Origin of the sequence: Pseudomonas sp. RC10-4-2, from assembly GCF_050433085.1 — a bacterium.
Classification (GTDB): domain Bacteria; phylum Pseudomonadota; class Gammaproteobacteria; order Pseudomonadales; family Pseudomonadaceae; genus Pseudomonas; species Pseudomonas aeruginosa.
The window spans coordinates 1,318,823-1,336,382 of record NZ_JBNPXX010000002.1 but is presented as its reverse complement, the minus strand read 5'-3'; the positions used below and the strand labels follow the sequence as shown (position 1 = coordinate 1,336,382).

The window sequence follows — 17,560 nt, the reverse complement described above, 5'->3', positions numbered from 1 at the left end:
GTAGCCCCCGGAGCCCCAGCGGAGAAGCGTCGATATGCGCGACGAGCCGTCCCGACCCCTGACGGTGATCTACCAGTCCCTGCGCGAGCAGATCGAGCGCGGCCTGCTCGCGCGCGGCAGCAAGCTGCCCAGCGAACGGCAGTTGAGCGAGCTGTTCTCGACCACCCGCATCACCCTGCGCGAGGCGCTCGGCCAGTTGGAGGACCAGGGCCTGATCTACCGCGAGGAACGCCGCGGCTGGTTCGTCTCGCCGCAGCGGCTGCTGTACAACCCGCTGGTGCGCAGCCACTTCCACGCGATGGTCGCCGACCAGGGCCGGGTGCCGGAGACCGAGGTGCTCGGCGCGGTGATGATCCCGGCCAGCGTCGACATCTGCCAGCGCCTGGAGCTGCCGGCGCTGTCGCGGGTGTTCCAGATCCGCCGGGCGCGGCGGGTCGACGGGCGGCTGGTGCTGTACGTCGAGCACTACCTGAATCCCGCCTACTTTCCCGGCATCGAGCGCTTCGACCTGACTCGCTCGCTGACCGATCTCTACGCCAACCACTACGGCATCCGCTACGGCCGGGTGCGCTTCGAGATGGTCCCGACCATCCTCCCGGCGGAGGCCGCCGGGCCGCTGCGGGTCTCGGTGGGCAGCCCGGCGCTGCAGATCGTGCGGGTCAACCGCGACCAGGCGGGCCGCCTGATCGACTGCGACCTGGAGTACTGGCGCCACGACGCGCTACAGGTCAACGTCGAGGTGCCCGAGTAGCGCTCCGCGGTCCTGTTCCTGGCGCATGCATGACCGCCTGGCGGGTTTCCCGCCGCTTCCAGCGCATTGGTCGACCGCTGGGCACGCTGCGTCGACGCTGAGCGGTTGCCGCTGACGGCACGGCCTGCTAAAAGCGGCGACGACATTCGAAAATGCGATACGACCATGAGCGACAGTGAAAAATCGAATAGCCGCCTGTTCGACCTCGACCTGCTCCGCGCCATCGTCACGGTGGCCGACTGCGGCAGCTTCACCACTGCCGCCGCGCGCCTGCACTCGACCCAGTCGACCGTCAGCCAGAAGGTTCGCCGCTTGGAGGAAATGGCCGGACACCGCCTGCTGGAGCGCGGCAACCGCGACGTGTTGCCGACCGACGCCGGCGATACGCTGCTCGGCTATGCCCGCCGCCTGCTGGCACTGAACGACGAACTGGCCGAGGCGCTATCCGGCGGCACGGTGGCGCTGACGGTACGTATCGGCGTGCCGGACGACTTCGCCGCCGGCCGTACCACCGAGCGACTGGCGGCCTTCAACCGGCGTTATCCACAGGTCAAGCTGGAAGTCACCAGCGGCATGAGCCGCGACCTCAGCGCCAGCTACGACCGCGGCGAACTGGACCTGGTGCTGCTCAAGCAGCGCCGCGCCAGCCGCGAGGCACTGGCCTGCTGGCCGGAAAAGACATGCTGGGTGGACAGCGCCAGGAACCCCTGCATCGACCTCGACCCGCTGCCCATCGTCACCTTCCCGCCGCGCGGGGTCTACCGCGACGAGATGATCGCCGCCCTGGAAGCGGTCGGCCGGCGCTGGCACATCAGCTTCACCAGTTCCAGCCTCAGCGGCCTGCAATCGGCCATCGCCGACGGCATGGGCATCGGCCTGCTGCCGCTGCGCGCGGTGAGCGCAGGCCATGCGGTGCTGCCGAAGAACGCCGGGCTGCCGGCGGTGGACGTGTTCGAAGTGGCGCTGCTGCACCGGCCGGCGGCGGATCCGATGGTGAAGGCGCTGGCGCGCGTGCTGTCGCGGGTGCTGGCGGAAGATACCCGGAGCCGCCCCGCATTCGAAAAATGAATATGCTGGATTCCAACATTTAATTTGTGCATGCGCCAGGCGCTGGATATCGTTGCCGTCAGCAACGGCTCGCGCCCGCCCATTTCGCTCCGGCGGCGCGTGCGCCGGCAGCAAGACAACAACGAGGAAACGCTCCATGTCCAAGTCCAGCTACTACGCGCCGCACGGCGGGCACCCGGCACAGACCGAGCTGCTCACCGACCGGGCGATGTTCACCGAAGCCTATGCCGTGATTCCCAAGGGGGTGATGCGCGATATCGTCACCAGCCACCTGCCGTTCTGGGACAACATGCGCATGTGGGTGATCGCCCGCCCGCTGTCCGGCTTCGCCGAGACCTTCTCGCAGTACATCGTCGAACTGGCGCCCAACGGTGGCAGCGACAAACCGGAGCAGGATCCCAACGCCGAGGCCGTGCTGTTCGTCGTCGAAGGCGAGCTGAGCCTGACCCTGCAGGGCCAGGTCCACGCCATGCAGCCGGGCGGCTACGCCTTCATTCCGCCGGGCGCCGACTACAAGGTGCGCAATACCACCGGCCAGCACACCCGCTTCCACTGGATCCGCAAGCACTACCAGAAGGTCGACGGCGTACCGCTGCCGGAAGCCTTCGTCACCAACGAGCAGGACATCCAGCCGCTGGTGATGCCGGACACCGAAGGCCGCTGGAGCACCACCCGCTTCGTCGACATGAGCGACATGCGCCACGACATGCACGTCAACATCGTCAACTTCGAGCCGGGCGGCGTGATCCCCTTCGCCGAGACCCACGTGATGGAGCACGGCCTGTACGTGCTGGAAGGCAAGGCGGTGTACCGCCTGAACCAGGACTGGGTCGAGGTGGAGGCCGGCGACTTCATGTGGCTGCGCGCCTTCTGCCCGCAGGCCTGCTATTCGGGCGGCCCGGGGCGCTTCCGCTACCTGCTGTACAAGGATGTCAACCGGCACATGCGCCTGACCCTCAATGCGCCGCATTGAGGGCGGGACAGGCTGAAAGGGAACCCGGCGCCATGGCGCCGGGTTTTTCGTTTGCGGAAGGCGCCCAGCCCTTCGTCAGCTCCGGGCGCGGAGGACTTCAGGGCGAACCGAACATGGCCGTCCAGTAGATTCCCGCGTCGCTCTTCGGATCGGTGGCGTAGGCCGCGCCCAGCTCGCGGTAGCCGGGGTTCATCAGGTTGGCGCAGTGGCCCGGGCTGGCCAGCCAGCCGTCGACCACCTTGTCCACCCCGTCCTGGCCGGCGGCGATGTTTTCGCCGATCAGCCCGCCGCTGTAGCCGGCCAGCTCGGCGCGGTCGCCGGGGGTGCGGCCGTCGCGGTCGAGGTGGTCGAAGAAGTTGCCGTTGGCCATCGCCCGCGAATGCGCTTCGGCGGCGCCGCCAAGGGTGGCGTTCCAGGCCAGCGGCTGGGCCGCTGCGTAAGGTTTGCCACCGCACTGGCGGGCTTGCCCGCGGGCGGCGTTGATCCGTTCCAGGAGCTTCTGCCCTTCCGCCTGCCAATCGCCCATGCCGCCGCGCAGCAATGGCCGGGCGAGGACGATGCGCCAGTCGCGGTCCTGGCGGCTGACGCCGACGTCGACGAATTGCGGGTCGAGCACCACGCGGCAGAAGCTTTCCTCCAGCGCCTTCATCGCCGCGCCGGCATCGCGCGGCCCGGAAAGGCTGATCGACTGCACGTTGACCATCGGGTAGGCGGCCTGTGCCATCGCCTGCTGCAGGTCGCCGGCGGCATTCACCGGCAAGGCCAGGCGCGGGTCGGCGGCCAGCGGCGGCAGTTCACCGCTGGCCTGCCCGCCGCAGGACTGCACCTGGCCACGGTAGGCGTTGATCGCCTCGATCAGTTGCGCCTCGTCGGCGGCACTGGCGGCCGCTGCGAGCGCCAGCCCGAGCGTCAGTACGGCCAAACGCGGGATGCTTGGGATTGCCATGGAAATCTCCTCGATCTGATGGCGCCGATGATGCGCGATTCCGCGGCGCGCCGCCGCATTCGACCGGAACCCGGCGCCGGCGTTGCAGGCTCAGGCCGGTGCTTCGGCGAACGCCTCCACCAGCTGCTCGATCACCGCGCGGACCCGCGCGGTGTGGCGCAGGTCCTTGTGGGTAACCATCCACACCTCGTATGGCCGGCGTCGCTCGCGCTGCGGCCAGACCCGCACCAGTCCGTCGCGCTCGCCCATGTACAGCGGCAGCTCGCAGAGCCCCAGGCCACGCGCCAGGGCCTGGCGCACCATCATGTTGGAATTCACCGCGATGACCACCCGGCCGTCGCGGATCGGCTCGCCGCCCAGGGTCAGTTCGCGCTGGCTGTGCCAATAGGGTTCGTACATCACCAGGTCGTGGCCGCGGAAACGCTCGCCGGGCACCGGTACGCCGTTGCGCCGCAGGTAGTCCGCGGAAGCGAACAGGCCCATGGGCCAACTGGCGAGTTTTCTCAGGATCAAATCGGGATTTTCCGGCCGCAGGGTGCGAATCGCGATGTCGGTCTCGCGCTTGGGCAGGTCGACCACGGCCGAAGCGCTGTCGAGCAGCACGCGGATATCCGGGTGTTCAAGGTGCAGGCGGGCCAGGGCGGGTAGCACGAAGTCGACGGCCAGGGAGTCGGTGGTGGACAACCGCACCTCGCCGGACAGTCGGTGGTCCATCCCGCGGGTCCGCCGTAGCAACTCCAGGGCCGAGCGCTCCATCTTCTCGGCCAGTTCGAAGGCCGCCTCGCCGGCCGGGGTCAGCAGGTAGCCGGACGAGGTGCGCAGGAACAGGGTCGAGCCCAGCGCCGCCTCCAGCGACGCCAGCCGCCGGCCCACCGTGGCCTGGTCGACGTGAAGCGCGCGGGCGGCGCCGCGCAGGGTGTGCTCGCGGCAGAGCGCGAGGAAGACGCGGGTGTCGTCCCAATTCATGGCGGTTTTCCTGATGCATTTTCGCATCAGTCTAATGAAAAAGCGCTGCGCGACCACGGCATCCGCGCTGCTTACCATGCGAACCAGGTCCGAACCATTTTCCCAGGAGCATGCGATGAGCAGTACGAACCGATTTCCCGAACGAATGACCGCCATCGAGATCGCCCGGCCCGGCGGCCCCGAGGTACTGGTGGCGACCAGCCGGCCGCTGCCGACGCCCGGCCCGCGCGAGGTCCTGGTCGAAGTCCGCGCCGCCGGCGTCAACGGTCCCGACGTGCTTCAGCGCAAGGGCGTGTACGACCCGCCACCCGGCGCCTCGGACATTCCCGGCCTGGAGATCGCCGGCACGGTGCGGGCGGTCGGCAGCGAGGTCAGCCGCTTCGCCGTCGGCGAGGCGGTGATGGCGTTGATTCCCGGCGGCGGCTACGCGCAGTTCGCGGTGGCAGACGAGCGCACCACCCTGCACCTGCCCGACGGCCTGGGCATGGAGGAAGCGGCGGCGCTGCCGGAAACCTTCATGACCGTCTGGGTCAACCTGTTCCAGCGCGGTGGCTTCAAGGCCGGCGAGACGCTGCTGGTCCACGGTGGCGCCTCCGGCATCGGCACCGCCGCGACCATGCTGGGCAAGGCCTTCGGCGCGGCGAAAATCTTCACCACGATCTCCAGCGAGGCCCAGCGCGAGGCCAGCCTGCGCCTCGGCGCCGACGTGGCGATCGACTACACCGAGCAGGATTTCGTCGAGGAAGTGCTGCGCGGCACCGAAGGACGCGGGGTCGATGTGATCGTCGATATCGTCGCCGGCGACTATGTGACGCGGAACTATCAGGCGGCGGCGATGAACGGACGGATCGTGCAGATCGGCGTGATCAAGGGCAAGGCCGCCGAAGTCGACCTGTTCCCGATGCTGAGCAAGCGCCTGGTCCATCTTGGCTCGACCCTGCGCTCGCGAAGCCACGACGAGAAAGGCGCGATCATCGCCGAACTGGAGCGCCAGGTCTGGCCGCACGTGCGCGCCGGCACTGTCCGGCCGCAGGTGTTCCGCACCTTCCCCCTGGAACAGGCGCGCCAGGCCCACGAACTGATGGACTCCGGCCAGCACATCGGCAAGATCGTCCTCACGTCAGCTCCCTGAGGCCGCTCAGACCTCGATATCGCCCAGGCGCAGCGCCCGCGCCACCGCCTGGGCGGTGGACGCCGCGCCGAGACGGCGGCGGGCGGCACGCAGGTGATTCTCCACGGTGCGCTCGGAAATCATCAGGATCGCCGCCACCTCCGCCTGCTGCTTGCCCAGGGCGATCCATTGCAGGACTTCCCGCTCGCGCTCGCTGAGCGCTTGCGCATCGCCCGCCGACACAGGGCCGCGCAGGCGCTTCAGGGCGAAGAACAGGATCGGGCAGAAGGCCTGGGCGGCGAGCTTGCAACCGGCATTCAGGTCCAGCCGCTCGCCGGCGAAAGACACCGCGCCCTCCAGGCCGTTGCGGCCGAACACCGGCACCTGCATGCCATTGACCTGGCCGAGGTCGCGGACCCCACGGACGATGCGGTAGGTCATGCGCTCGGGATCCTCCGAGGGGCTCTTCGACCAGAAGAACGGCTCGTCCAGTTCGAGGATGTGCCGGGTGACCGGACAGTGCAGAAGATAGGCGTCGCGCTCCTGGGCGCTGCGCCCTTCGGCCCAGTCGCCATGGACGAAGAACAGCTCGTCGATCAGTTCGTCCTCGTCGGGGCGGGGGAAAAGGCTGCAGACGATCACCCGGTCAAAGCCCAGGCGTGCGGCGAACTCCACCATCTCGCGGCAGACCGCCTCGGTGGTAGCGGCCTTGCGCAGCCGGGCGACGCTGTCGAAGAGAAGGCTGGCGTAGTCGGTCATGGAGCGGACGTTCCTGGCTTTTTCCGCATGATCCCCGGCTTGCCGGCAAAAGCCCATAGGGGAAAACCCTCAGGCGACCGATCGTGGGTTAGGGGATTTCCCCTATTTCGCCGGCCGGCGACCCCGCCTATCGTCTTGGTACGACCTCCATCACGCAGAAAGGAACGAGCCATGAGCAACGAGCGCGATACCAGCAGAACCCCGACGCCCGACCACGCCGAGCACAACGCGTTCTTTCCCTCGCCCTATTCCCTGAGCCAGTACACCTCGGCAAAGACCGACTTCGACGGCGCCGACTACCCGACCCCGTACAAGGGCGGCAAGAAGGTGCTGATGATCGGTACCGACGAACGCTACATCCTGATGCAGAACGGCAGCATGTTCTCCACCGGCAACCACCCGGTGGAAATGCTCCTGCCGATGTACCACCTGGACAAGGCCGGCTTCGAGTTCGATGTCGCCACGCTCTCCGGCAACCCGGTGAAGCTGGAGATGTGGGCGATGCCCGGTGAGGACGAGGCGGTGAAGAGCATCTACGCGAAGTACCTGCCCAAGCTGAAAGCGCCGCGGAAGCTCGCCGACCTCCTGGAGCAGGCCGTCGCCGACGACTCGCCGTACGCCGCGGTGTTCGTTCCCGGCGGCCACGGCGTGCTGGCGGGCATTCCGCACAGCCGGGAGGTGAAACGGCTGCTCAATGCCTTCCTCGCCAAGGACCGCTACATCATCACCCTTTGCCACGGTCCGGCCTGCCTGCTGGCACCGGCGGTCGACGAGAAGCCGGAGGACTACCCGTTCAAGGGCTACGAGATCTGCGTGTTCCCCGACGCTCTGGACACCGGCGCCAACCTGGAGATCGGCTACATGCCCGGTCCCCTGCCCTGGCTGGTGGGCGAGAACCTGCAGAAGCTCGGGGTGAAGATCCTCAACAAGGGCATCACCGGCCAGGTCCACCGCGACCGCAAGCTGCTCACCGGCGACAGCCCGCTGGCCTCCAACAACCTTGGCAAGCTGGCCGCCAAGACCCTTCTCGAAGCGTTCGCCCGCTGATTCCCCGCCGCGCCCCGTCCGTGCCCCACGGACGGGGACATCTCCCGTTCGTCCCGGCGTCATCGAACTTAAACCGGCCTGGCGCAGCATCGTCCTTCAGGAAGAGGAATGGCGCGTTGCCCGACGCCGTCCGGCGAAAGACGAATCGATGACCGCACAGAAAGAAAACTCTGACAGCACACCGACTAGTCGTCCTCCCTTCCCGCCGTTACGGTTCCGGGCTTGCGCACAAAGCCGAACCCAAGGGGGCCCCTCATGTCACTGCCGCCGTACCTCAAGCCCGGCGACAAGGTCGTGTTGTACGACCAGCACTGCCGCTTCTGCACGCTCTGGAGCGGTTTCCTGGCACGCCGCGCCGACCACCGGCTGAAGCTGCTTGCCGCGCAGTCCGCCGAAGGCCTGGCGATTCTCGATTGGTTCGGGCTGGCACCCGATCATTTCAACACCTGGCTGTTCGTCGACGGCGCCTACGCCTGCGACGACAACGATGCCCTGCTCGAGGTGCTGCGCCTGTTGCCGGGCCCCTGGCGTCACCTGCGCTGGCTGCGCCTGCTGCCAGCCTGGCTGCGCGACGAGTGCCACGAGGCGCTACGGCGCAACCGCTGGCGCTGGTTCGGCCGCCAGCGCCCACCCCTTCGTCGTCGCTCCTGGCGTCCCCGTCGAGCCTGACGCCTCTCCGCGCTGGCCGTGGCGGGTTATGCTGCCTGCGCACCAGCCTGCGGACCCATACTTGCCATGGCCCTTGACCCGAGCCAACGCCGACGACTGCGCCACGCGCTATCCGACGCCTTCGTCGACACTCTCCTGGAGCCCGAGGATATCGCCCGGCGGATAAAGGGCGTCGACCCGGCGTTGCTGGAGCGGTTGTTCTTCGAGGAAGTGGCGCCGGTCTGCCACGGCAACCTGCTCAGCCCCGCTCCGGCGGTATGGACCGCCTTCGACGAGGCCTGGCTGGAAGAGGCCATCGAGCGACGCCTGGCGCGGCAAAGGAGCTGCGCCCTGCGACGCTGGCACGAGCGCTGCCTGGTCGCCTGGCTGCGATGGCGATACGCCGACACCTGGCGCGCGATCGCCGGCGCTCTTTGAGCGAGCGCCTCAGCGAAATACCGAATGGATGAGCTTGCCGGCCTTCTTCGTGTCGACCGCCTGCTGGCGTACCGGCGGCAGCGGCTCGCGCTTGTCCTTGTCTGCCTCGTTCATCTGCGCCACCCAGGCGTCCACCCGATCGCGGCTGACGGCGCCGTAGTTGAGACGGCAGCTGTCGACGAGGGTCTTGCCCTTCTTCTCCTTGTAGCTGCACTGCACGCGGAAGTCGCCGATGTAGTTGGTGGCGAAGCTCTCGGCACGGAACGGCGCGGAGAACGGCTTGGAGGTATAGGTCTCGTAGTAGTAGTCGGTCTTGGTCAGCGGCGTAGAACGACAGTTGGACTCCACGTTTACCGCCGTGTGGGTGACGCTGCGCTTCCTTTTCCGGACCGTCTTCTCCAGCGCCTCGCCGTTGGCCTCGCAGCGCTCCTCGTACGCACCGGTCTCGCGGGTGACGGTATAGGACAGGTACCTCACCTCGAACTCGTAAAGCTCGTAGTAGCGCGGCGTCAGTGCGAGGCTGAACAGCTCGGAGTACGACGAGGTGGTGACGTGGGCCGCATGGGTCTTGGAGGCGGGATCGCGGAAACGCAGGGTCAGGCGGGTGGACGGGTCGTTGCTGCCGGTGTTCTCGAAGCCGACCACGCCGGTGACGAAGCTGGGCGGATCGCCGGCGCGCATGGAGAACCAGGACGACACCGAGCCCTGGTTCGCCGGGTTGATGTTGCAGCCCGCCAGCGCTGCCATGCAGGCGAGCACGGCAGGTAGCTTTCCTTTTCTGGGCGTCATTGAAATCCCTTTGCTCGCGACAGGAGGAAAATATCGTTAGGAAACAACGTTGAGAGGCCGGCAAGGATACCCGACTGGCGCACGGGTCGCATCATTATGACATCACGCCGCCCGCCGGCGTTGCCGCGACCGTTCGTCGAACCTGTGAATTCCGGTAGTTTCCCTTGCCGTCGCTGGCGTCCCAGGATCGGGATTTCCTGTGTTCGCCGGGAGGGTCCTGGCGTGTCCACGACCAGCCTCTGCCCCTCCGCCACGCGGGAACACGGTCCCGGCGCGAAACGCGTCCTGCCTCTGCTGTTCCTCACCTGCCTGCTGGATGCCGCTGGCGTCGGCCTGATCGTGCCCCTGCTGCCGACGCTGATCGGCAGCGTGGCGCCGCTGGCGATCCGCGACGCGGCCACCTGGGGCGCCGCCCTGGTGATGACCTTCGCGCTGCTGCAATTGTTCTTTTCGCCGGTCCTCGGCAGCCTCAGCGACCGCTTCGGACGCCGCCCCGTCCTGGTCCTGGCGATGCTCGGCTTCGCCCTCAGCTATCTGCTGCTGGCGCTGGCCGACAGCCTCTGGATGCTGTTCCTCGGTCGCGCGCTGGCCGGGCTCACCGGCGCCAGCGTGGCCACCGCGATGGCCTGCGCGGCGGACCTCGGCACGCACGGGCAGCGCACCCGGCACTTCGGCTGGCTGTACGCCGGCCTCGCCCTGGGCATGATCCTCGGCCCCGCCCTCGGTGGGCTGCTGGCGGTGCACGGCACGACGCTGCCGCTGTTGCTGGCCGCCGGCCTGTGCCTGCTCAACGCCCTGCTCGCCGGCCTGTTCCTCGAGGAAACCCTGCCCCCGACGCGACGCCGCCGCCTGGATCCGAGGCGGATGAATGCCTTGCGCTCGATCAGCGGCCTGGCTCGGCAACCGGGGGTCGGACGCCTGCTGGCGGTGCTTGCCCTGGTATTCCTCGGCTTGCAGGCGGTGATGGTGGTCTGGCCGTTCTTCGTGATCGAGAAGTTTCACTGGAGCAGCGCCTGGATCGGCTACTCGCTGGCCCTCTACGGCGTGCTCGCGGTGCTCGCCCAGACCCTCGGCGTGAACCTCTGCAAGCGGCGCCTGGACGACGCCCGCCTGCTGCGCCTGGGCCTCGCCCTGCAAGGCTGCGGCCTGCTGCTGTTCGCCCTGGTCGACTCGTCATTCTGGCTGGTCTGCGCGCTGCTGCCCTTCGCGCTCGGCAGCCTCGCCACCCCGGCCATGCAGGGGCTGCTCTCGGCCCGCGTGCCGGTCGACCGCCAGGGCGAGTTGCAGGGCGTGCTGAGCAGCCTGATGAGCCTCGCCGCGATCGTCGGTCCGCCGCTGATGAGCGGCCTGTTCCACTGGGGCAGCGGTCCGCTCGCGCCGCTGCCCCTGGCCGGCGCGCCATTCCTCGCCGGCGCCCTTCTCGTTCTGGCCGGGCTGGTCCTGGCCTGGCAACTTCGACCTACGGGAGAAGAACGATCATGGACCGGATAGACATGGGCGTGCTGGTGGTACTGTTCAATCCTGGCGACGACGACCTGGAACACCTTGGCGAACTGGCGGCGGCGTTTCCGCAACTGCGCTTCCTTGCCGTCGACAACTCACCGCACAGCGATCCGCAGCGCAATGCCCGGCTGCGCGGGCAAGGCATCGCCGTGCTGCACCACGGCAACCGGCAGGGCATCGCCGGCGCCTTCAACCAGGGGCTCGACGCGCTATTCCGGCGTGGCGTGCAGGGTGTGCTGCTGCTCGACCAGGACTCCCGTCCCGGCGGCGCCTTCCTCGCCGCCCAGTGGCGCAACCTGCAGGCGCGCAACGGTCAGGCCTGCCTGCTCGGCCCACGGATCTTCGACCGGGGTGACCGGCGCTTCCTGCCGGCCATCCATCTCGACGGACTGACGCTCAGGCAATTGTCTCTGGACGGCCTGACGACCCCGCAGCGCACCTCGTTCCTGATCTCCTCCGGCTGCCTGCTGACCCGCGAGGCCTACCAGCGCCTCGGCCACTTCGACGAGGAACTGTTCATCGACCACGTGGACACCGAATACAGCCTGCGCGCCCAGGCGCTGGACGTGCCCCTGTACGTCGACCCGCGGCTGGTCCTCGAGCACCGCATCGGCACGCGCAAGACCCGCCGCCTCGGCGGTCTCAGCCTCAGCGCGATGAACCACGCCCCGCTGCGCCGCTACTACCTGGCGCGCAACGGCCTGCTGGTCCTGCGCCGCTACGCCCGGTCCTCGCCGCTGGCCCTGCTGGCGAACCTGCCGACCCTGACCCAGGGCCTCGCGGTGCTCCTGCTCGAACGCGACAAGCTGCTCAAGCTGCGCTGCCTGGGCTGGGGCCTGTGGGACGGCCTGCGGGGACGCGGCGGCGCGCTGGAGACCAACCGCCCGCGCCTGCTGAAGCGCCTCGCCGGCCCGGCCGTGGCGTCCGTAGCTTCCGGCAAGGCCAAGGCCTAGTCGGCGAAACGCATTCCCGCATAGGGCGCTTGCCGGCACGCCGCGAGCCGGCTGCGCAGGTCGCCGACGTGGGCCTCCAGGCGATGGCCGTCCGGGTCGAGGAAGTAGAACGAATCGCCCTCGCTGCGGTTCTGCTTCCATTCGCGCACGCCATGCGCGCGCAGCTGCGCGGCGAAGCGGGCGAAATCCGCGGCGGCGATGCCGAAGGCATAGTGCGTGTAGTCCGCGGCCGGCCCGCCGTACTGCGGCTCCCGGGACAGGCACAGCCACAGTGAACCCAGTTCGAGATAGGCGCCCTGGTCCCAGCGTGCTTCCAGGCGAAAGCCGAGAAGATCGCGGTAGAAGGCGATGCTGGCCGGCAGGTCGGCGACCGCCAGGGTCAGGTGATTGAGACCGGTGAGCATGGGGGGCTCCTTGCAAGGTTTGGCGAGAGGACGATTCAGGCACGCCCCAGCCAGTCGCCGCGGATCATTTCCATCAGTTGGCGCAAGCCGGGTTGCGGCTGGCGTCGGCTCGGATAATAGAGGCAGAACGGCGCGCCCATCGAGGTCCAGTCCGGCAATACCAGTTGCAGCCGGCCGCTACGCAGCTCCTCGGCGATTCCCACTTCCAGGCAGTAGGCCAGGCCAACGCCGTCCAGGGCCGCGGCGACCGCCGTATTGCTTTCGTTGACGCTGAAAGGGCCGGGCACGTCGACCTCGACCATCCGCTCGCCGTCGCCCAGTTCCCATTTGTAGAACGAGTTGTCGCCCAGGCGCATGCGGATGCAGGCGTGCCGCAACAGGTCGTCCGGCCGCTGGGGCACGCCGTGGCGCGCCAGGTAATCGGGCGACGCGGCCACCACCCAGCGCAGCTCCCCGGTCAATGGCACCGCGACCATGTCCTGGGGCACCGTGCCGCCGTAACGGATGCCGGCGTCGTAGCCGTCGGCGACGATGTCGACCATGCGGTCCTCCACCGAAAGTTCCAGTTGCAGGTCCGGATACGCCTCGGTGAAGCGCCTGAGGACCGGCCCCAGCAGCAGCCGCGAGGCATCGCGCGGCACGTTCAGGCGCAGCCGGCCCACCGGCGAGGTGCGATAGGCATCGAGTTCGCCGAGCGCCTCGCCGATCACCTGGAAACCATCCTCCAGCTTGGCCGCCAGCGCGCTGCCGGCATCGGTCGGCACCACCGAACGGCTGGTACGGTTGAGCAGCTTCACCCCGAGCCGCGCCTCGAGGTTGCGCATGCTGTGGCTCAGCGCCGAGGTACTGACACCCAGTTCCTGGGCCGAGTGACGGAAGCTGCGGCGCCGGACGATGGTCATGAAGACGTTCAGGTCGGCGAGTTCGGAACGGGTGAAAGCCGGCATTCCCGGGCTCCTGGCAGTTCTCGGAGGTCAATGCAGCATTGAGCCACATTCAATCTCGGGTGATCTAGAGTAATCGCTCCGTGCCGCCGGGCGCATTGCCGGCAGCCGTTTTCCCGATCTGCAGGAGTATTTCCATGAGCGTTGAAAGCATTCGCATCGAGGGTATCGACACGCCGGTCTCGCGCATCGGCCTCGGCACCTGGGCCATCGGCGGCTGGATGTGGGGCGGCGCTGACGACGCGACGTCGGTGGAAACCATCCGGCGTGCGGTGGAATCCGGGATCAACCTGATCGACACCGCGCCGGTCTATGGCTTCGGCCATTCCGAAGAGGTCGTCGGCAAGGCCTTGCAGGGCCTGCGCGACAAGGCGGTGATCGCCACCAAGGCGGCGCTGGAGTGGAGCGACGCGGGCATCCACCGCAACGCCTCCGCCGCACGCATCCGCCGGGAGGTCGAGGACTCGCTGCGGCGGCTGAAGACCGATCGCATCGACCTGTACCAGATCCACTGGCCGGACCCGCTGGTGGCGCACGAGGAAACCGCCGGCGAACTGGAGCGCCTGCGCCGCGACGGCAAGATCCTCGCCATCGGCGTGAGCAACTATTCGCCGGAACAGATGGACGGGTTCCGCCAGTTCGCTCCGCTGGCCAGCGTGCAGCCGCCCTACAACCTGTTCGAGCGCGCCATCGACGCCGACGTGTTGCCCTACGCCGAGCGTAACGGCATCGTCGTGCTGGCCTACGGAGCGCTGTGCCGCGGCCTGCTTTCCGGACGGATGAACGCCGAGACCCGCTTCGATGGCGACGACCTGCGCAAGTCCGACCCGAAGTTCCAGCAGCCCCGCTTCGCCCAGTACCTGGCAGCGGTCGCGCAACTGGAGGAACTGGCTCGCGAGCGCTATGGCAAGTCGGTGCTGGCCCTGGCCATCCGCTGGATTCTCGATCGCGGCCCTACGGTGGCGCTGTGGGGGGCGCGCAAGCCGGAGCAGTTGAACGGCATCGCCGACGCCTTCGGCTGGCGCCTGGACGACGAGGCCATGGCCCGCATCGAGCGGATCCTCGCCGAGACCATCCAGGATCCGGTCGGTCCCGAGTTCATGGCGCCGCCCAGCCGCAACGCCTGATCGGACGGCCGGGGCGGCAACGCCCCTGGCCGCTGGCCTGACGGAGCGGCGGAAGGCAAAATGGCGGTTTTTCTCAAGGACTGCCGGATCAGTTATGGAAAACGTCTACAAGACCCCGGAAGCGCCCCTGGTGGAAACCCGCGGCGCGAAGCGGGCGCATTTCTTCGTCACTTCCCTGGGCAAGATGAGCGTGCTCTTCCTCGTCACCCTGGGGCTGTACGGCGTGTACTGGATGTACAAGCACTGGAAGGCCCAGCAACCGCAGATGGAGCGGCGGATCAGCCCGGTATGGCGGGCGATCTTCGGCATCTTCTTTTTCCACGCCCTCGCCCGGCGGATCCACCAGGCCCTGCCGGAAGAGCGCCAGGCACTATGGAGCCCGAGCAAGGATGCGACCTGGGCGGTGCTGCTGACGGTCGCGGCGAACCTGATCAGCCACCTCACCGACGTGGTCCCCGCGCTGGAGCCCTACTCGCTGCCCTCGCTCCTGCTGCTGCTCACGCCGCTTATCCCGATGCGCAACATCCAGCGCCAGGCCAACCTCGCCAGCGGCGACCCGCAGGGCACGGGCAACGCCGGCTATTCAGGCTACAACCTGCTGTTCATCGTGCTCGGCGCGCTCTACTGGCTGCTGATCCTGATCGGTTCCGCGGTGATCCTCTTCGGCTCGTCCCAGGGCTGAGCCGCCTCAGCCGGGAAACGCCCGGCGCAACAGTTCGGGCAGCACCTCGCCGGCCGGACCGACGAGACAGTGTTCGCGCGGATGGCGGGTGCGCACCGGTTGCGGGTTCACATGCACGACGCTGGCACCGTGCTCCAGCGCCAGTCCGGGTATCCGCGCCGCCGGCTGCACCACGCCGGAAGTGCCGACGCTGAGCAACAGGTCGCACTCGCAGGCCGCGGCGAAAGCCTCGCGCAGCGCCGCCTCGGGCAGCGCCTCGCCGAACCAGACCACGCCCGGCCGGACCTGTCCGCCGCAGGCCGGACAACGCGGCGGCTCGATCCGTCGTCCCTCTTCCGGCTCGACCGAATCGGGCAAGGCGTCCCGGTAGGCTGCCGCGCAGGTTGCGCAACGCGGCGCGTGCAGGCTGCCATGCAGGTGAAGGACGTCGCGGCTGCCGGCGCGTTCATGCAGATCGTCGACGTTCTGGGTGACCAGCCGGGTGTCGGCGATTCGTCCGCTCAATGCGGCAATCGCCCGGTGCGCGGGATTCGGCTGGACACCCAGCACCTTCAGGCGGCGCCACTCGTACCAGCCCCAGACCAGCGCGGGATCGTCGGCGAAGGCCGCGGGCGTGGCCAGGGCCGCCGGATCGTAGCGCGCCCAGAGACCGCCAAGGGCATCGCGGAAGGTGGGAATCCCACTTTCCGCCGACACCCCGGCGCCCGTGAAGATCACCAGGCGGCGGGCGCCGGCGAGCAGTTCGACGACAGCGCGCATCTCGCTCCTCCGCTTACAGCGCGGACAACGCGCGGTATTCGTCCTGGGCATGCTGGTCGGTCATGCCGCTGACGAAATCCTGGAGCATGCGGCAGCGGTGGTAGAACTCCCACTGCCGCTGCAACGGGTCCTCCGCCACACCTTTCATGGCCTCCAGGTAAGCCTTGATCTGCTGGCTCGGCAGGCGCCGAACCAGCAGTTGCGGATGCGGCGCGGCGGCCTGGCGACCTTCGGCGAGGGCCTGGAACTCCTCGGCCGGCAGGCGCAGCAGCGGCGCGTAGAAATCCAGCAGGCCCTGGATGATGCGGTAGCCCTGCAATTCCAGGGTTTCCACCTCCGGATGGCAGAACACCCATTCCATGGCCACGTCCTTGAACGTCTGGACGATGGCGTGCGGCAGGCTGCCGTCCTCCATCAGCGCGCGGCCGAGGGTGCCGGCATGAACCGCTTCGAGGTTGTCGATGAACTGCTGGGCGGCGTGCTGGACCAGCGGGTGGATCATTTTCACCCGCAGGCGGATGAAGAATTCGCTGACCTTGTTGATCGGCTCCCGCTCGGCCTTTTCCAGCGAGTAGTCGACCATCCGCTGGAAGCTCATGTTGTCCGCGTCGCCGGGAATCGGCGCGTCCGGCGAATGGTGGACGGCAAACTTCTTCACCAGCAGATCCGCCAATTGACGGATGTCGAGGATGCCTTTTTCCACCGAGTCTTCGATATCGGCCAGGCAATAGGAGATATCGTCGGCCGCTTCCATGATGTAGGCCACAGGGTGGCGAGTGCCCGGGCTCATGCCGAGGACTCGGCGCAGTTCGTCGACGAAGGCTTCCTCGGAAAGATAGAAGCCCGGCTTCTTGTTCAGGTAGTGGTTCGCCGCCGCCTTGTCCGGCTTCGGCTCGTAGGCCGGACGCACGTACTTGAGCAGGCCGGCGGTCTGCGTGTAGGTGAGGTTCAGGCGCAGCAGCTTCACCACCAGGCGGATGGCCTGGGCGTTGCCTTCGAAGTGCTTGAGGTCGGTGAGCATGCGCTGCTGCAACAGGCCGTCGCCCTGGCCCGGCGGTATGCGGCGCTCGAACAGGGCGTCGAGGTTGCGTTCGAACCAGTCGTTGATGGCGTACTCGCCGAAATGACCGAACGGCGGATTGCCGACGTCGTGCATCAGGCAGGCCATTTCCACCAGGCTTTCCAGCGCGCCTTCCAGCCCGTCCAGGCCGACCTCCGCGGCACGCGGGCCCAGTTGGCGGAACAGCGTGCGGACGATGAAACGCCCGGTCTGCTGCACTTCCAGGGAATGGGTCAGGCGGCTGCGCACCGCCGCGTTGCGCTCCAGCGGGAAGACCTGGGTCTTCTGCTGCAAGCGACGCACGGCGGCGGAATTGACGATGCGCCCGCGGTCGCTTTCCAACTGGTAGACGATGTCTTGCAGATCGGTATTCCCGGCATGTCCGTAGGTTTCCCTGTCATGCGGACGCTGGCGGGATATCCGCTCCTTGAAATCCACGGCCCCTGGCATCTGGCGCTGTTCTCCACTCGGTCGGCTGCGAACCCCGAGCCTAGCGCGTGGCGGCGGTTTAACCAAGGTCGCGACAATCCGTCCCACTACCGTTCGCGATCCCCCCTCTTCCCCGGGCGGCGGCAACTGGCAGAATACCCCGCTCGGCACCAGCGACCCCCGCCGCAGAACGGGGGCGCCGC

General features: G+C 68.0%; 19 protein-coding genes. 11 read left to right on the top strand and 8 right to left on the bottom strand.

The features are described 5' to 3' along the window. Positions 1–34: 34 nt before the first annotated feature. From FHW81_RS14340 to FHW81_RS14330, 3 genes are all read left to right on the top strand, one after another. A complete protein-coding gene (locus FHW81_RS14340; protein WP_023090739.1) occupies positions 35–751 on the top strand; it encodes a UTRA domain-containing protein in 717 nt (238 codons plus the stop codon). A 165-nt stretch (positions 752–916) separates the two neighbouring features. Then, positions 917–1,819: a LysR family transcriptional regulator gene (locus FHW81_RS14335; RefSeq protein ID WP_023086496.1), complete on the top strand. Its 903-nt coding sequence runs from the start codon at positions 917–919 to the stop codon at positions 1,817–1,819. 136 nt (positions 1,820–1,955) lie between these two features. Beyond that, positions 1,956–2,792: a bifunctional allantoicase/(S)-ureidoglycine aminohydrolase gene (locus FHW81_RS14330; protein WP_003086528.1), complete on the top strand. Its 837-nt coding sequence runs from the start codon at positions 1,956–1,958 to the stop codon at positions 2,790–2,792. A gap of 97 nt (positions 2,793–2,889) precedes the next feature. Here FHW81_RS14330 and FHW81_RS14325 read toward each other — a convergent pair whose 3' ends face one another. Both FHW81_RS14325 and FHW81_RS14320 read right to left on the bottom strand, forming a co-directional pair. Continuing rightward, positions 2,890–3,738: a CAP domain-containing protein gene (locus FHW81_RS14325; protein WP_023090740.1), complete on the bottom strand. Its 849-nt coding sequence runs from the start codon at positions 3,736–3,738 to the stop codon at positions 2,890–2,892. Positions 3,739–3,828: 90 nt separating this feature from the next. Continuing rightward, a complete protein-coding gene (locus FHW81_RS14320; protein WP_003145465.1) occupies positions 3,829–4,704 on the bottom strand; it encodes a LysR family transcriptional regulator in 876 nt (291 codons plus the stop codon). Positions 4,705–4,849: 145 nt separating this feature from the next. Between FHW81_RS14320 and FHW81_RS14315 the strand changes: the two genes are divergently transcribed. Then, a complete protein-coding gene (locus FHW81_RS14315; protein ID WP_003112484.1) occupies positions 4,850–5,836 on the top strand; it encodes an NAD(P)H-quinone oxidoreductase in 987 nt (328 codons plus the stop codon). Between the two features lie 6 nt (positions 5,837–5,842). Here FHW81_RS14315 and FHW81_RS14310 read toward each other — a convergent pair whose 3' ends face one another. Then, positions 5,843–6,574: a PA1136 family autoinducer-binding transcriptional regulator gene (locus FHW81_RS14310; protein ID WP_003112485.1), complete on the bottom strand. Its 732-nt coding sequence runs from the start codon at positions 6,572–6,574 to the stop codon at positions 5,843–5,845. A 171-nt stretch (positions 6,575–6,745) separates the two neighbouring features. On the opposite strand from FHW81_RS14310, the gene hchA reads away from it, so the two are divergent. The 3 genes from hchA to FHW81_RS14295 all read left to right on the top strand — a co-directional run bounded on the left by hchA (position 6,746) and on the right by FHW81_RS14295 (position 8,707). Further along, a complete protein-coding gene (gene hchA / locus FHW81_RS14305) occupies positions 6,746–7,621 on the top strand; it encodes a glyoxalase III HchA (RefSeq protein WP_003082292.1) in 876 nt (291 codons plus the stop codon). A 255-nt stretch (positions 7,622–7,876) separates the two neighbouring features. Further along, positions 7,877–8,290: a thiol-disulfide oxidoreductase DCC family protein gene (locus FHW81_RS14300; protein ID WP_003116330.1), complete on the top strand. Its 414-nt coding sequence runs from the start codon at positions 7,877–7,879 to the stop codon at positions 8,288–8,290. Between the two features lie 66 nt (positions 8,291–8,356). Continuing rightward, on the top strand, positions 8,357–8,707 hold the full coding sequence (locus FHW81_RS14295) for a DUF7079 family protein (protein WP_003082290.1): 351 nt from the start codon (positions 8,357–8,359) through the stop codon (positions 8,705–8,707). A 9-nt stretch (positions 8,708–8,716) separates the two neighbouring features. On the opposite strand, the gene FHW81_RS14290 is transcribed toward FHW81_RS14295, so the two are convergent. Continuing rightward, entirely contained in the window at positions 8,717–9,406 is a 690-nt protein-coding gene (locus FHW81_RS14290; RefSeq protein ID WP_003123148.1) for a hypothetical protein, read from the bottom strand. 312 nt (positions 9,407–9,718) lie between these two features. Here FHW81_RS14290 and FHW81_RS14285 point away from each other — a divergent pair, with 312 nt between their 5' ends. Together FHW81_RS14285 and FHW81_RS14280 are read left to right on the top strand one after the other, a co-directional pair. Further along, positions 9,719–10,987 carry an MFS transporter gene (locus tag FHW81_RS14285; RefSeq protein WP_003145470.1) on the top strand — a complete coding sequence of 423 codons (1,269 nt, stop codon included), beginning with the start codon at positions 9,719–9,721 and terminating at the stop codon, positions 10,985–10,987. Beyond that, positions 10,975–11,952: a rhamnosyltransferase gene (locus FHW81_RS14280; protein WP_003112489.1), complete on the top strand. Its 978-nt coding sequence runs from the start codon at positions 10,975–10,977 to the stop codon at positions 11,950–11,952. Before FHW81_RS14285 ends, FHW81_RS14280 begins: the two co-directional genes overlap by 13 nt. Here the strand turns inward: FHW81_RS14280 and FHW81_RS14275 are convergent. Both FHW81_RS14275 and FHW81_RS14270 read right to left on the bottom strand, forming a co-directional pair. Next, positions 11,949–12,356 carry a FosA family fosfomycin resistance glutathione transferase gene (locus tag FHW81_RS14275; protein WP_003082280.1) on the bottom strand — a complete coding sequence of 136 codons (408 nt, stop codon included), beginning with the start codon at positions 12,354–12,356 and terminating at the stop codon, positions 11,949–11,951. The genes FHW81_RS14280 and FHW81_RS14275 overlap by 4 nt on opposite strands. Positions 12,357–12,391: 35 nt before the next feature. After that, positions 12,392–13,303, bottom strand: coding sequence for a LysR family transcriptional regulator (locus FHW81_RS14270; RefSeq protein ID WP_003086503.1), 912 nt, complete (start codon positions 13,301–13,303; stop codon positions 12,392–12,394). Between the two features lie 134 nt (positions 13,304–13,437). On the opposite strand from FHW81_RS14270, the gene FHW81_RS14265 reads away from it, so the two are divergent. Then, a complete protein-coding gene (locus FHW81_RS14265) occupies positions 13,438–14,427 on the top strand; it encodes an aldo/keto reductase (RefSeq protein WP_003082273.1) in 990 nt (329 codons plus the stop codon). A 94-nt stretch (positions 14,428–14,521) separates the two neighbouring features. Next, positions 14,522–15,109 carry a DUF4234 domain-containing protein gene (locus tag FHW81_RS14260; RefSeq protein ID WP_003082271.1) on the top strand — a complete coding sequence of 196 codons (588 nt, stop codon included), beginning with the start codon at positions 14,522–14,524 and terminating at the stop codon, positions 15,107–15,109. A 6-nt stretch (positions 15,110–15,115) separates the two neighbouring features. On the opposite strand, the gene FHW81_RS14255 is transcribed toward FHW81_RS14260, so the two are convergent. Next, positions 15,116–15,868, bottom strand: coding sequence for an SIR2 family NAD-dependent protein deacylase (locus FHW81_RS14255; protein WP_003086499.1), 753 nt, complete (start codon positions 15,866–15,868; stop codon positions 15,116–15,118). A gap of 13 nt (positions 15,869–15,881) precedes the next feature. Next, a complete protein-coding gene (gene dgt, locus FHW81_RS14250; RefSeq protein ID WP_003082267.1) occupies positions 15,882–17,378 on the bottom strand; it encodes a dGTPase in 1,497 nt (498 codons plus the stop codon). Positions 17,379–17,560: the final 182 nt, after the last annotated feature.